A 13,557-nucleotide genomic window follows, 5' to 3' on the forward strand; every position below is an offset into this window, starting at 1 on the left:
CTGCGAAGATCATCGCTGAAAGCGCGGGTCATATTGCCTCCGACCAAATCACCAGTCGGATCATGGAATCAGAAATTGCACCGTAACGGAATCCTTAATCCGATTCCGAGTTCAATGGACGTGCTCTAGAACAGCGCGGCGTCCAGATCATCGTCGGAGAGCACCGTCAGCGGTGCCTCTTCCGGCGGCGGCGTGCCGAGCACGCTGGCATGCAGCTCGCGCTCGGACACCATGGTGTAAACCCGGTTGATGCGCGGACCGATGACGGCAAGCGCTTCGTCCAGCCCGTCGAAGGAAATGGTGACATCGGGATCGAAGGCGATGTCATCGGCGCATTGGGCAAGCAGCGCGCCAAGTTCCGCGTGAAAATCCAGCCGGGCCAGAGAGGCATTCATCTGGTTCACGCCGGCCTGGCCATCGGCCGCCATGCCCTTCAGATCGGCCTCCATGCTGTCGCGGACGGCGCGGATGCGCTCCAGCGCGCGCTGCAGGCGGGCATCGAGATCATCGTCCTCGCCCGCCGCATCATCGCGCTCGGCCAGCAGAAGCCGGGCAGCACTTTCCAGCGTATGCAGTTCGGCAAGAATCTTCTCGGCCGCCTCGTCCAGATGGCCGGCGAAGATGCGCAGTTCCGCGGTCACAACATTGATGGCCTTGCCCTCCTCGCCGATCTTGCCGCAGCGCAGATTGGTGTTGAGTGCCATGTAATGGATGTCGCCGCGCACGACCTGCACGAGGCTGATGCCGTCCAGCAGGTCTCGCACGGTGGCGACCGTCGTCTCGCTCATGCGGGCCGCAGCGCGGGCGAGATCCTCGATCTCACTGACAGCCGCGCGGGCCTCGGCCACGCCCTCCTCCAGCTCCCGCAAGGCCGACTGGCCCTCGCCGCCGCCGGTCATAGAGCCCTGGATATCGTTGATATGCGCAAGGTCGGACTTGAAGCTTGCGATCGTCGCGACGATCCTGGCGGTGTCGCGTTCAAAATCGGTGCGCGTCGCCTCCAGCTGCATGGCAACGAGACGCTTGATGATCTCCTGCAGACGGCCGCGCTGCTCGGCGGAGAGGCCGGCACCCTCGGATGTCGCAAGATATTCGTCGAGGATCTGGAAGCTGGACTGGCAGTGCTCCACGCGCTGGCGGGTGATGTCACCGACCTGAAGGGCCGAAAGGGTCGAGGCAAGCTTGTTCTGGATCTCGCGGGCAATGCCCGAGACCTGCGCCGCCTTGTCCATCAGCAGCCGCCGCTGCGCGCCGATCTGGCCGGCGCCATGCGACAGGCCGGACACGATCTTCGGCACGGTCTGGCGGAAACGCTCCAGAATGGAATCGCCCTTGACGATGACCGGACCAAGTCCCGTTCCGAGCTCCTGCAGTTTGTCGGAAAAGCTGTTGACCTGCTGTGCACCTTCCTGAATGCGCTGCAGGATTTCCTCGGCAAAGCCGGCAAAATCGGCAATGCCCGCACCGGTGATCTTTGCCGTCACGGCGAAGGTGCGCAGATAGCGCAGGGTTTCCTGCATGCTGGCCACGTGCGGGCGCAGGACGCGCTCGGTCATTGCAATGTCGCGGAAGCGGGCCTGACGCGCGGCCTCCGTCTCGGTCAGCACAGTGATGGCCGCCACCGTCGTGTTGAGTTCATCCACCGTCTTGCTGGCGGTGCCCTCGTCCAGCGAGCCGGTGAGATTATCCAGCGACGTGATCATCTTGTTGAGGATGTCGAGGACAGACAACAGCACGGCACCGCCATCCAGAAAGCGCTGCTCGATGCGCGAGCGGGCATCCTCCATACGCCGCAACGAGGCGGACACCCCGTGAACCGCCGTTTCCTGTGCCACCCTCATTGCCAATGCCACGATGCCTGTCTCCATGCTGATTGACGTACCCGGCCACGGTTGGGCCTGATCCCGGCCGCCCGGACGGCCTGCAACTCCTAAGCGATCAGCGAACGTCGCGTCTTGCTGCCTTCTGTTGTGAAGACCTGGCGTTAATGTCGGAAAAACAATGTCTCACATTTGTTTCTTCTGGTTAATTTTCTCTCTCTTCTCGTCCTGTAGAAATACATGGTGATTCTTTCCACCTGAGAACTAGTCCCTGCGAATTAGGCCTTCCTTAAGCGCTGCATCACAGAGTTGCAGGAGTGTCCGCACATTCTGGGGGTTTCGAGGGTCATCATGCTAACCGACACGGCAGACACGTGCCGCATACGGCTTCCCGACACGTTGACGATCCGCACGATTTCCACGGTGCGGGACGATCTACTTCAAGCACTTCAAGACCGGAACCACGTCGAAGTCGACATCTCGACCGATGCCGAGGGTGATCTCAGCCTGCTCCAGCTTCTGGAATCGGCCCGCATCTATGCGGCAACCGCTGGCAAGACGCTGACCCTTGCCCGGCCAGCCGGCTCGCGTCTTGCCGACCTCCTGTCGGCAGGCGGTTTCAGCGAGGCGATGTCCGCCAACGACGCCAAGTTCTGGTTTCATCAGGGAGACTAACAATGACCGCCAGCATCCTGACCGTGGATGATTCCGCCAGCATTCGTCTGACCACGCGGGTGGCTCTGTCCAACGCCGGATACCAGGTGACCGAGGCCGTGGACGGCCTGGACGGCATCTCGAAACTGAAGGGCGGACGTTACGACCTGATCGTGACCGACCTCAACATGCCGGGCATGGACGGCCTGACCATGATCCGCGAGCTGCGCAAGCTGCCCGCACACATGGGCGTTCCGGTGATCTTCCTCACCACCGAGTCCGACGCCGGCATCAAGCAGGAAGCCAAGGCCGCCGGCGCGACCGGCTGGCTGACGAAGCCCTTCGACCCGGAAAGCCTGGTCAAGATCGTGAGAAAGGTCCTCGGCAAATGAGTTTTCCGGATCCGATTGCCGTCTTCCGCACAGAAGCGGCCGAGCTGCTGGAACAGATCGAAGCCGGCCTTCTGGATCTGAACCACGACCTTGCCGACAAGGAACAGGTCGATGCCGTCTTTCGCGGACTGCACACATTGAAGGGCTCCGGAGCCATGTTCGGCTTCGAGGCCCTTGCTGCATTTACGCATCATTGCGAAACCGCCTTCGATCAGGTGCGCAAGGGCATCGTGCCGGCAACCCATGATCTCGTCACCGCGGTCCTCAACGCCACCGACCACATGCGCGCGCTGATCGAGACGCCCGATGGCGATCACGAGGCGATGAGCGAAGCGCTGCTGTCGCGCCTGCGCGCTGCCGTTTCGGCGGCCGGCCTGCCGGCTGAAGCAGCAGCAAGCCATGCGGCACCCGCCGCAGCTGCCCCGGCGGCATCACCGGCCACCACAGCACCGACGGGTGCCACCACCTATCGCATCCGCTTCTCGCTGCCGGCCAATGCCATGGTCAACGGCACCAACCCGATCGGCCTTCTCAACGAACTGCGCGACCTCGGCACCTGCGCGATCCGCGCCGACCGCTCCCGCCTGCCCGCCCTCGATGATCTCGTGGCCACCGATCTCTATGTCCGCTGGGATGTGGACCTGGTGACGGAACAGCCGCGCGCCGCGATCGACGACGTCTTCATCTTCGTCATGGACGAGATGGAACTGTCCGTTGAAACGGTGGATGCCGTTCAGGCCGAAGCCCCCGCAGCCCAGCCATCGCCCCAGCCGGTAGCCGCATCCGTTGCCGCTCCGGCAGCAGCAACGCCGACCGCACGAGCAGAACCCGTTCATCCGGCACCGGCTGCCGTTGCCACACCGCCCGCGCCACGCACCACGCCAGCACCCGCCGCCGAGAGCAAGCAGGCAAAGTCGACAGAGAATGTCCGCGTTCCCGCCGAACGCCTGGACGAACTGATGGACCGCGTCGGCGAACTGGTCATTGCGCAGTCGCGTCTCAGCCAGCTGGCCAATGCCAGCGTGGACCTGCAGCTGCGCGCCGTCTCGGAAGACGTGGAACGCCTCTCCGGCGAACTGCGCGACACGATGATGGTCCTGCGCATGGTGCCGGTGGCACAGCTCTTCAGCCGTTTCCGCCGCCTGGTGCACGACCTCGCCATCGAAACCGGCAAGAAGATCGAGCTGATCACCGAGGGCGAAACCACCGAAGTGGACAAGAGCGTGGTGGAACGCCTTGCCGATCCGCTCGTGCATCTGGTGCGAAATTCCTGCGACCACGGCCTGGAAACGCCGGAAGAGCGGCTCGCGCAGGGCAAGCAGGCCGCCGGCCGCATCTTCCTCTCCGCGCGCCAGCAGGCCGGCGAAGTGATCATCACCATCAAGGATGACGGCCGTGGCATCAACCGCGACCGTGTGCGCGCCAAGGCGGAAAGTTCCGGCCTCATCGCCCCGAATGCCGTGCTGTCCGACCAGGATCTGTTGCAGCTGATCTTCCAGCCCGGCTTTTCGACGGCCCAGCAGGTCACGAACCTCTCCGGCCGCGGCGTCGGCATGGACGTGGTGAAGCGCACCATCGATGCGCTGCGCGGCACGATCAACGTCGTCAGCCATACCGGCCAGGGATCGGAAATCTCGCTCGCCATTCCGCTGACGCTTGCCATCATCGACGGGCTTCTGGTGCGCGTCGGCTCTGGCCGCTACGTCATCCCGCTGTCGGCGGTCGAGGAATGCCTCGAACTGTCGATCGAGGAAGACATGCGCTCGCGCGGCCGCAGCTTCATCTCGCTGCGCGACAGCCTGGTGCCGTTCATCCGCCTGCGCGATCTCTTCAAGACCGGCACCAAGCCGGACCCGTTCCAGAAGGTTGTCGTGATCTCGACCGGCGCCGAGCGGGTCGGGCTCGTCGTCGACCAGATCATCGGCGACCACCAGACCGTCATCAAGGGCATGTCCAAGCTGCATCATGACGTGGCGACCTTCTCCGGCGCGACGATCCTCGGTGATGGCGGCGTGGCCCTCATTCTCGATGTCGGTCACCTGGTCACCGCCGGCCAGCAACAGGAGGCGCAATTGCGCGCGGCAGGATGAGCGAAGCAGTGAGAAAGATACCGGAAGACCTGTGGAGCGGCCGCGAGGAACTGGAGGTGCTGACCTTCGACATCGCCGGCGAAATGTTTGCGCTGGAAGCCGTCAAGGTTCAGGAAATCCTGGACCTCCTGCCGGAGACCACCGTACCGGGCGCCAAGCGCTTCGTCGGCAGCGTGATCAACTTCCGCGGCAAGGTCATTCCGCTCGCCGATATCCGCGTCGCCTTCGGCATGGAGGCGACGAAGACCACCATCGACAGCCGCATCATCGTGATCGAGCTGGAGATCGAGGACGAACCGACGCTGATCGGCCTTCGCACCGACAAGGTGAACGAGGTGACCACCCTCCTGAAGGCTGCCGGCGAGCCACCGCCGAGCGTCGGCATGCGCTGGCGTCCCGATTTCATTGATTGCCTCGTCCGTCGCGACGGCGAATTCATCATTATTCCGAACCTGCAAACCATTTTCTCGGCCCAGCACGAGCGGCCGCACCAAGCAGTACAGGCTTAAGGCCGACAAGAGGGGACCATCATGCGCGCTACGATCAAACTCAAACTGGCACTGGCCTTCGGCTTCATCATCGTGATGCTCGTCGCCGTTGCCACGCTCGGCACCATCAGCCTTGCGAATCTGAATTCGACGCTGGAAAACGTGGTTGAGGGGCCCGCCGCGCGTCTGAATCTAGCGCAGAACATGAACAATGCGCAGCTGCAGCAGCTGCGCCAGCAGAAGAACATGCTGCTGGCAACCGACCAGAAACAGGTCCGGGATTATGCGGCCACGGCAGAAACCTACCGCAAGGAATTCGACACCGCCTACCAGGCCGTTCTTCTGCTCGCGACCGAACAGGGAAAGATCCTGTGGAACAAGCTGAACGCGCTGGAAAACGAGTACCGCAAGCAGGACGACCAGATCAGAAGCCTCATCCTGGCAGGTGATCGCGACGGTGCCCTGAAGATCTCCACCACGGAAAACCGTGCGACGGTCAACGAGATCGACAAGCTTCTGACGGAAATCGTCGACCTTGAGACGGCCCGCCTCAACGAAGCCAAGCTCGCTGCGGGCGACGACTATCGCCAGACCCGGCTCATCGTTCTGGCCGTCGCCGGCACCGCGCTCATCATTGCGGCCGTGGCGGCGGTCTGGATCGCACTGTCGATCAACCGCGGTCTGAAAAGCGCCGTCGTTGCCCTGCAGAACGTATCGGAAGGCGACCTTACCTCGACCGTTGCGATCAGCACGCGCGATGAAATCGGCGAACTCCTCGGCTATCTCAACACGATGATCGAACGCCTGCGCGGCGTCGTCGGCGATGCAATCTCTGCCGGTGACAACGTCTCGTCGGGCAGCCAGGAGCTGTCGGCGAGCGCCGAACAGCTGTCACAGGGCTCCACGGAGCAGGCTGCGGCTGCCGAGCAGGCGTCCGCCTCGATGGAAGAGATGGCCTCCAACATCAAGCAGAATGCCGACAATGCCGCCCAGACGGAAAAGATCGCACGCCAGTCCTCGCGCGATGCGGAGCTCTCCGGACAGGCCGTGTCGCGCGCGGTCGGCGCCATGCGCACGATCGCCGAGAAGATCTCCATCGTGCAGGAAATCGCCCGCCAGACCGATCTGCTCGCCCTGAACGCCGCCGTCGAGGCCGCGCGCGCCGGCGAACACGGCAAGGGTTTTGCCGTCGTCGCTTCCGAAGTGCGCAAGCTTGCCGAACGCAGCCAGGCGGCCGCCGCCGAAATCTCCTCGCTGTCCGGCGAGACCGTGCAGGTCGCGACCGAAGCCGGCGAGATGCTGAACCGTCTGGTGCCGGATATCCAGAAGACCGCCGAACTGGTCTCGGAAATCTCCGCTGCCTGCCGCGAACAGGATATTGGCGCCAGCCAGATCAATGACGCGATCCAGCAGCTCGACAAGGTGACCCAGCAGAATGCCGGCGCCTCGGAAGAGATGTCGGCCACCTCGGAAGAGCTGGCCGCCCAGGCGGAGGAACTGCAGGCCTCCATCGCCTTCTTCAAGGTGGAGCGTTCAACGCAGCGGGCAAGCCGTACCGAGACCCGCACCGAGGCAAAGCCTACCCGGCCAGCCGCCCGCGCGGCCCATCCCCAGAAACAGACAGTTGCCGCCCAGCAGGCCCGCGTCAAGGGCTTCGCCCTCGACATGTCCGCCGGCGGTCCCGACGAGGAAGACAAGTATTTCCGCCAGAGCGCCTGAGGCGCATGGCGACCAGATGACATTGCCGCAACCGACACGGATCTGACCAACGGACGAAAGAACGAGACATGCGCTTTACGATCAAACTGAAATTGGGTCTTGCCTTTGGCCTCGTCATTGCGCTGTCGGGAGCCATGTCGGCCGTCGCGATCAGCAACCTCAGCACGCTGAACAGCGCCATCACCGATATCGTGCAGGGTCCCGCCGCCAATCTGAGGGATTCCAGCCGGCTGACCAAGGCGGTGCTGGGCAGCATCCGTTTCGAGAAGAACGCAATCATCAACACGGATCCGGCGCAGATCGCCGGCTTCGTGCGCAATGCCAATGCCGAGCGCGCCAATGTCGGCCGCGCGCTGGAAGCCCTTTCCGACGAAAAGGATCCCGGCATCCAGCAGAGCCTGCGGGATTTCCGCCTGACCTTCGAACGCTTCGAGCGGAATCAGGACACCATTCTGAAGCTTGCGACGGAAAATACGGAGGAAAGCAACCGCAAGGCCGGCGAGCTGTCGATGTCGGAAGGGGCGCTTGCCGTTAATGCCATGCTGCAGGCTACGGATTCCATCGAAAAGATGGTGTCGGACAACCTTACCAAGATCGATGGCCAGACGAACGACCAGTATGCAACCTCGCGCAACATCCTTCTGGGTGGCAGCGTCTTCCTCTTCCTGTTCTCCTCCGTCGTTGCCCTCTGGCTGGCGCTCACCATCAATCGCGGCCTGCGCAATGTCGCCGATGTCGCAAGCGCGGTCGCGATCGGTGACCTCAACCGCGAGGTGAAGGTCAAGACCGATGACGAGATCAAGGACGTCATCGATACGGTCAACACGATGACCGCCAATCTGCGCCAAACGGCATCCGCTGCGGAACGCATCGCCCAGGGCGATGTGGCCGTTGCCGTGAAGCCGCTGTCGGACAAGGATACGCTCGGCATCGCCATGGAACGCATGGTGGCCTATCTGCAGCAGACTGCCGGCCTTGCCCGCAGCATCGCCGAAGGCGATCTCACCGTACAGGCCCGCCGCCTGTCGGATCAGGATGCGCTGGGCACATCGCTCGAAACCATGATCGAGCGCCTGCGCAGCGTGGTCGGCGATGCGGTGATGGCGGCAGACAACGTGACGGGCGGCAGCCAGGAACTGTCCGCCAGCGCCGAACAGCTGTCGCAGGGTGCCACGGAACAGGCTGCGGCTGCCGAACAGGCGTCGGCTTCGATGGAAGAGATGGCCTCCAACATCAAGCAGAACGCCGACAACGCCGCCCAGACGGAAAAGATCGCCCGCCAGTCCTCGCGCGATGCCGAAAGCTCCGGCCAGGCGGTCGCCCGTGCCGTCGGCGCCATGCGCACCATCGCCGAGAAGATCTCCATCGTACAGGAAATCGCCCGCCAGACCGACCTGCTCGCCCTGAACGCCGCCGTCGAGGCCGCGCGTGCCGGCGAACACGGCAAGGGTTTTGCCGTCGTCGCTTCAGAAGTGCGCAAGCTTGCCGAACGCAGCCAGGCGGCTGCCGCTGAAATCTCAGCGCTCTCCGGGGAAACGGTACAGGTTGCGACGGAAGCCGGCGAGATGCTGAACCGTCTGGTGCCGGATATCCAGAAGACCGCCGAACTGATCTCGGAGATTTCCGCCGCCTGCCGCGAACAGGATATTGGCGCCAGCCAGATCAATGACGCGATCCAGCAGCTCGACAAGGTGACCCAGCAGAATGCCGGCGCCTCGGAAGAGATGTCGGCCACCTCGGAAGAACTGGCTGCCCAGGCGGAAGAGCTGCAGGCCTCCATCGCCTTCTTCAAGGTGGAAACGGCCAAGAATGCCCGCCGCTCGCGCACGGGCGCCGAACGCGCGGTGCCGGCCCGCCAGGAGATTGCCCCCCGCAAGCAGTCGGTGCGCGCCCAGCAGGCACGCGCCAAGGGCTTCGCTCTCGACATGTCGGCGGGCGGGCCGGACGAGGAAGACCAGGATTTCAGACAGATGGCTTAACCCTTGCTTTCACAATTCCGGCTACACTGAGCAAACTCAAGCGGCCCGATGCAGGGGCCGCATCCGACCGGTCAACCGGTGCGCACAAGGGTGAATGTCATCGTTCCTGGTGCGGAAAGTTGAAGTGAAATCTCTCTTTCCTGTGGGACATAACAATGCGTTTCACCATCAAGCTCAAGCTGGCGATTGCCTTCGGAATGATGATTCTTCTGCTCATCGCCATGGCTGTCTATGGCACGACAAGCCTCTCCACGCTCAATGACTCGTCGTCGGCCATGATCGATGGGCCAGTCAAACGCCTGGAATATGCGCTGAACATTTCCGGCTCTATGTCGGAAGCCGTGCGGGCCCAGAAGAACGGCCTTCTGGAAAAGGACGATGCCAAGGCGGCGGAATACTTCAAAAACTCCGATAAACTTGTCACCGAGCTTCTCAAGATCGCTGAAGCCGGAAGTTTGATCGCGACGGTCGAAGGAAAGCCGTACTGGGCAGCGGTGGCGGACAATGCCGCCAAGTTCCAGAGCACCTCCGCCTCGCTGCCGACGCTGAGGGCAAACGGACAACTCGATCAGGCGATCGACCTCTCGAACGGATCGATCCGGCAACTTGCTGCCAACGTGAATGATGCGATCATCAAGCTCAAGGACATCCAGAAGCAGGGGCTGGCCAAGGCGGATGCGTCCAATGACGAGCTCTTTGCAACGACGCGCCTGACTCTGGTGTCGGTTGCGGTGGGCGCGACGATCATTGCCCTGATCGCCGCCCTTTGGATCGCGCTCGGCATCAGCTCCGGGCTGCGCAAGATCATGACGGTCGCCGATGCGGTGTCCATAGGCGATCTCGACCAGGATGTCGTGATCAAGTCCAATGACGAAATCCGCGATCTCGTCGAAAAGATCAATGTCATGACCGCCAATCTGCGCGAGACGGCACGGCTGGCTGGCGATATCGCCAACGGCGACCTGACCGTATCCCCGAAGCCGCTGTCCGACAAGGACACGCTGGGCAAGGCGCTCGAAAACATGGTGCAGCGCCTGCGCGGCGTGGTGGGCGATGCGATTGCCGCCGGCGACAACGTCTCGTCCGGCAGCCAGGAGCTGTCGGCCAGCGCCGAACAGCTGTCGCAGGGCTCGACGGAGCAGGCCTCCGCCGCCGAACAGGCCTCTGCCGCCATGGAAGAAATGGCCGCCAACATCAAGCAGAATGCCGATAACGCCGCCCAGACGGAAAAGATCGCCCGCCAGTCCTCGCGCGATGCCGAAGCCTCCGGCCAGGCCGTCGGCCGTGCCGTCGGCGCCATGCGCACGATCGCCGAGAAGATCTCGATCGTGCAGGAAATCGCCCGCCAGACCGATCTCCTCGCCCTGAACGCCGCGGTCGAGGCCGCACGTGCCGGCGAACACGGCAAGGGTTTTGCCGTCGTGGCTTCCGAAGTGCGCAAGCTTGCCGAACGCAGCCAGGCGGCCGCCGCCGAAATCTCCTCGCTCTCGGGCGACACTGTCCAGGTGGCAACCGAAGCCGGCGAGATGCTGAACCGTCTGGTGCCGGATATCCAGAAGACCGCCGAACTGGTCTCGGAAATCTCCGCCGCCTGCCGCGAACAGGACATCGGTGCAAGCCAGATCAACGAGGCGATCCAGCAGCTCGACAAGGTGACGCAGCAGAACTCGAGCGCGTCGGAGCAGATGTCGGCCACCTCGGAAGAACTGGCCGCCCAGGCGGAAGAACTGCAGGCCTCGATCTCCTTCTTCAAGGTGGAGCAGACCAATGGCAACCGTCGGGCTGCGGGTCGCCCCTCCGCGTCGCGGCCTGCCGCCTCCGCCGCACGGCCGAAGGTTCAGGCGCGTCCGGCCTCTTCGGGCGGCACGCAGTCGGTCGCGGCCCAGCAGGCGCGCGCCCGCGGCTTTGCCCTCGACATGTCGTCGGGCGGCCCCGATGCAGACGATGCCGATTTCCGGGAGAGCGCGTAACCATGGCCGTCAACTCAGAAGCCCAGTTCGTCACCTTCAGTCTCGGCGAGGAAATCTTCGCCGTGCCGGTCGAAGTGGTCCGGGAAATCCTGGACCACGAGGAGGCCTTCAAGATCCCGCACGGGCCCGACTATCTGCTGGGCCTGCGCGATGTGCGCGGACAGGGCGTGCCGGTGATCGATCTTCGCCTGCGGCTGGGTCTCAGCCGCACGACAAAGACGCCGCACACCCGCATTCTGGTGCTGGACGTGCCGGTGGAGCAGCGCATGCTGGCGCTGGGCCTGGTTGCCGACCGCGTCTATGAAGTGGTGCCCTTCCAGCCGTCGCAGATCGAGCCGGCGCCGGATATCGGGATCCGCTGGAAAAGCGATTACATTGCCGGCGTCGTCCGTCGCGATGGCGGCTTCGTGGTGATCATCGATCTGGCGCGGCTGTTCTCCGATTCCGGCACGGCACTGGCAGGCGTCGTCGCCTCCCAGCGCGTCGCCTGACGGGAGCATCGATTTGTCCGCAGCATCGCTTCAGAGACAGCCGGTCGACGACCGGTTGAGCCAGCGCAACTTCGATCGGCTGTCCAAGTACATCTACGAGTACAGCGGCATCAAGATGCCGATCACCAAGATCACCATGCTGGAGGGGCGCCTGCGCCGTCGCCTGCGCGTGACCGGGATCGCGACCTTCGATGAATATTGCGACTATCTGTTCAAGCATGACGGCATGGCGCGCGAACAGGTCTACCTGATCGACGCCGTGACCACCAACAAGACGGACTTCTTCCGCGAGCCGAAGCACTTCGAGTTCATGGCGAAGACGGCGGTGCCGGAACTGCTGGCGGGCGGCGTGTCACAGCTCAGAATCTGGAGTTCCGCCTGCTCCACCGGCGCCGAGCCCTATACCATGGCCATGGTTCTGGCCGACCTGATGACGGATCGCCGGGATGCGGACTACCGGGTGATCGCGACGGACCTGTCGACGGAAGTGCTGCAGGTGGCCCGCAAGGCCATCTATCCCATGGACATGCTCTCGCCGATCCCCGCGGATCTGGCGCGCCGCTACGTCATGCAGCCGCGCGATCCCTCGCGCGGCGAGGGACGCATCGTTCCCGCGCTTCGCCAGAAGGTGGCCTTCGGACGCCTGAACCTGATGGACGAAAGCTATTCGGTGCCGGAGCAGCAGCACATCATCTTCTGCCGCAACGTGCTGATCTATTTCGACAAACCGACGCAGCTGCATGTGCTGGGCCGGCTGTGCGACTGCCTGATTCCAGGCGGTTTTCTGTTCATTGGTCATTCGGAAACGGCAACGGGATTCAACCTGCCGATAAAGCAGGTTGCCAACACAGTGTTCAAACGGGTGTAAGCCATGGCCGCCAAGACGCGCGTTCTCATCGTCGACGATTCCGCCAGCATTCGCCAGGCGCTGACCATGCTGCTCTCCGAGGATCCGGAGATCGAGGTGATCGGTGTCGCGCCGGACCCGTTCGTGGCGGCGCGCAAGATCCGCGAGGAAATCCCAGACGTCATCACACTCGACGTGGAAATGCCGCAGATGGACGGCATCACCTTCCTGCGCAAGGTGATGTCGCAGCATCCCATTCCCGTTGTGATGTGTTCCTCGCTGACCGAGGAAGGGTCCGAGACGCTGATGCAGGCGCTGGAAGCCGGCGCCGTCGACATCATCCAGAAGCCGAAGATCGGTGCGGCCGACCATCTGGCCGAAAGCGCCGAGCGCGTACGCAGCGTGGTGAAGGCCGCCGCCAAGGCGAGACTCGGCAAGATGCGCCGCTTCCGCCCGAAGGATTCCCCGCCCGCCAAGCTGACGGCCGATGCCGTGCTGCCGCCGCCAAAGGTGGGCGCCATGGCCAAGACGACGGAAATGGTGGTCTGCATCGGCGCGTCGACCGGCGGCACCGAGGCACTGCGCGAATTTCTCGAGGCCCTGCCCGCCAATGCGCCGGGCATCGTCATTGTCCAGCACATGCCGGAAAAGTTCACGGCCGCCTTCGCCAAGCGCCTGAACGGCCTGTGCGAGGTGGAGGTGAAGGAGGCGGAGGACGGCGACCCCGTGCTGCGCGGCCATGTGCTGATCGCCCCCGGCGACCGTCACATGCTGCTGGAGCGCCGCGGCGCGCGCTATCACGTCTCGGTCCGCAGCGGGCCTCTGGTCAGCCGCCATCGTCCGTCCGTGGACGTGCTGTTCCGCTCGGCCGCCCGATCGGCCGGCTCCAACGCCATGGGCGTGATCATGACCGGCATGGGCGATGACGGTGCGCGCGGCATGCTGGAAATGCACGAGGCCGGCGCCTTTACCGTGGCGCAGGACGAGGCGAGCTCCATCGTGTTCGGCATGCCGAAGGAGGCGATCGCCCGCGGCGGTGTCGATCGTATTGTGCCCCTCGACCATATCGCGCTCGAAGTGATGGCGGCCGATCGTCGCCGCTGACCG

At 63.6% G+C, this 13,557-nt stretch carries 11 protein-coding genes; 10 read left to right on the forward strand and 1 reads right to left on the reverse strand.

All coding sequences use genetic code 11. The annotated features are described in order from the left end of the window. Window positions 1-125: 125 nt before the first annotated feature. Window positions 126-1,853, reverse strand: coding sequence for a hypothetical protein (locus F3H95_RS25535; protein ID WP_149748026.1), 1,728 nt, complete (start codon window positions 1,851-1,853; stop codon window positions 126-128). A gap of 318 nt (window positions 1,854-2,171) precedes the next feature. On the opposite strand from F3H95_RS25535, the gene F3H95_RS25540 reads away from it, so the two are divergent. The 10 genes from F3H95_RS25540 (at window position 2,172) to F3H95_RS25585 (ending at window position 13,554) form a co-directional block, all read left to right on the forward strand. Continuing rightward, entirely contained in the window at window positions 2,172-2,495 is a 324-nt protein-coding gene (locus F3H95_RS25540; RefSeq protein ID WP_149748027.1) for an STAS domain-containing protein, read from the forward strand. A gap of 2 nt (window positions 2,496-2,497) precedes the next feature. Further along, a complete protein-coding gene (locus tag F3H95_RS25545; protein ID WP_143125150.1) occupies window positions 2,498-2,866 on the forward strand; it encodes a response regulator in 369 nt (122 codons plus the stop codon). After that, on the forward strand, window positions 2,863-4,956 hold the full coding sequence (locus F3H95_RS25550; RefSeq protein WP_149748028.1) for a chemotaxis protein CheA: 2,094 nt from the start codon (window positions 2,863-2,865) through the stop codon (window positions 4,954-4,956). The genes F3H95_RS25545 and F3H95_RS25550 overlap by 4 nt, the downstream gene beginning before the upstream one ends. Continuing rightward, a complete protein-coding gene (locus F3H95_RS25555) occupies window positions 4,953-5,465 on the forward strand; it encodes a chemotaxis protein CheW (protein ID WP_143125152.1) in 513 nt (170 codons plus the stop codon). Before F3H95_RS25550 ends, F3H95_RS25555 begins: the two co-directional genes overlap by 4 nt. 21 nt (window positions 5,466-5,486) lie before the next feature. Continuing rightward, entirely contained in the window at window positions 5,487-7,163 is a 1,677-nt protein-coding gene (locus F3H95_RS25560) for a methyl-accepting chemotaxis protein (RefSeq protein ID WP_149748029.1), read from the forward strand. A gap of 68 nt (window positions 7,164-7,231) precedes the next feature. Beyond that, the gene (locus F3H95_RS25565; protein ID WP_149748030.1) at window positions 7,232-9,142 is read left to right on the forward strand and encodes a methyl-accepting chemotaxis protein; all 1,911 of its coding nucleotides are present in this window, start codon (window positions 7,232-7,234) and stop codon (window positions 9,140-9,142) included. A gap of 155 nt (window positions 9,143-9,297) precedes the next feature. Next, window positions 9,298-11,112, forward strand: coding sequence for a methyl-accepting chemotaxis protein (locus F3H95_RS25570; RefSeq protein ID WP_149748031.1), 1,815 nt, complete (start codon window positions 9,298-9,300; stop codon window positions 11,110-11,112). 2 nt (window positions 11,113-11,114) lie between these two features. Beyond that, complete coding sequence (locus F3H95_RS25575; RefSeq protein ID WP_143125156.1) at window positions 11,115-11,603, forward strand: chemotaxis protein CheW; 489 nt, start codon at window positions 11,115-11,117, stop codon at window positions 11,601-11,603. Between the two features lie 13 nt (window positions 11,604-11,616). After that, window positions 11,617-12,471 carry a protein-glutamate O-methyltransferase CheR gene (locus tag F3H95_RS25580; protein ID WP_149748032.1) on the forward strand — a complete coding sequence of 285 codons (855 nt, stop codon included), beginning with the start codon at window positions 11,617-11,619 and terminating at the stop codon, window positions 12,469-12,471. 3 nt (window positions 12,472-12,474) lie between these two features. Further along, window positions 12,475-13,554 carry a chemotaxis response regulator protein-glutamate methylesterase gene (locus F3H95_RS25585; RefSeq protein WP_149748033.1) on the forward strand — a complete coding sequence of 360 codons (1,080 nt, stop codon included), beginning with the start codon at window positions 12,475-12,477 and terminating at the stop codon, window positions 13,552-13,554. Window positions 13,555-13,557 lie beyond the last annotated feature (3 nt).

The organism is Rhizobium sp. RU35A (assembly GCF_900156005.1).
GTDB lineage: Bacteria > Pseudomonadota > Alphaproteobacteria > Rhizobiales > Rhizobiaceae > Neorhizobium > Neorhizobium straminoryzae.

Bases quoted from the DNA above. Each gene is read 5' to 3' on its own strand.
- F3H95_RS25540 (WP_149748027.1), top strand. From the start codon at position 2,172: ATGCTAACCGACACGGCAGACACGTGCCGCATACGGCTTCCCGACACG.
- F3H95_RS25545 (WP_143125150.1), top strand. From the start codon at position 2,498: ATGACCGCCAGCATCCTGACCGTGGATGATTCCGCCAGCATTCGTCTG.
- F3H95_RS25550 (WP_149748028.1), top strand. From the start codon at position 2,863: ATGAGTTTTCCGGATCCGATTGCCGTCTTCCGCACAGAAGCGGCCGAG.
- F3H95_RS25555 (WP_143125152.1), top strand. From the start codon at position 4,953: ATGAGCGAAGCAGTGAGAAAGATACCGGAAGACCTGTGGAGCGGCCGC.
- F3H95_RS25560 (WP_149748029.1), top strand. From the start codon at position 5,487: ATGCGCGCTACGATCAAACTCAAACTGGCACTGGCCTTCGGCTTCATC.
- F3H95_RS25565 (WP_149748030.1), top strand. From the start codon at position 7,232: ATGCGCTTTACGATCAAACTGAAATTGGGTCTTGCCTTTGGCCTCGTC.
- F3H95_RS25570 (WP_149748031.1), top strand. From the start codon at position 9,298: ATGCGTTTCACCATCAAGCTCAAGCTGGCGATTGCCTTCGGAATGATG.
- F3H95_RS25575 (WP_143125156.1), top strand. From the start codon at position 11,115: ATGGCCGTCAACTCAGAAGCCCAGTTCGTCACCTTCAGTCTCGGCGAG.
- F3H95_RS25585 (WP_149748033.1), top strand. From the start codon at position 12,475: ATGGCCGCCAAGACGCGCGTTCTCATCGTCGACGATTCCGCCAGCATT.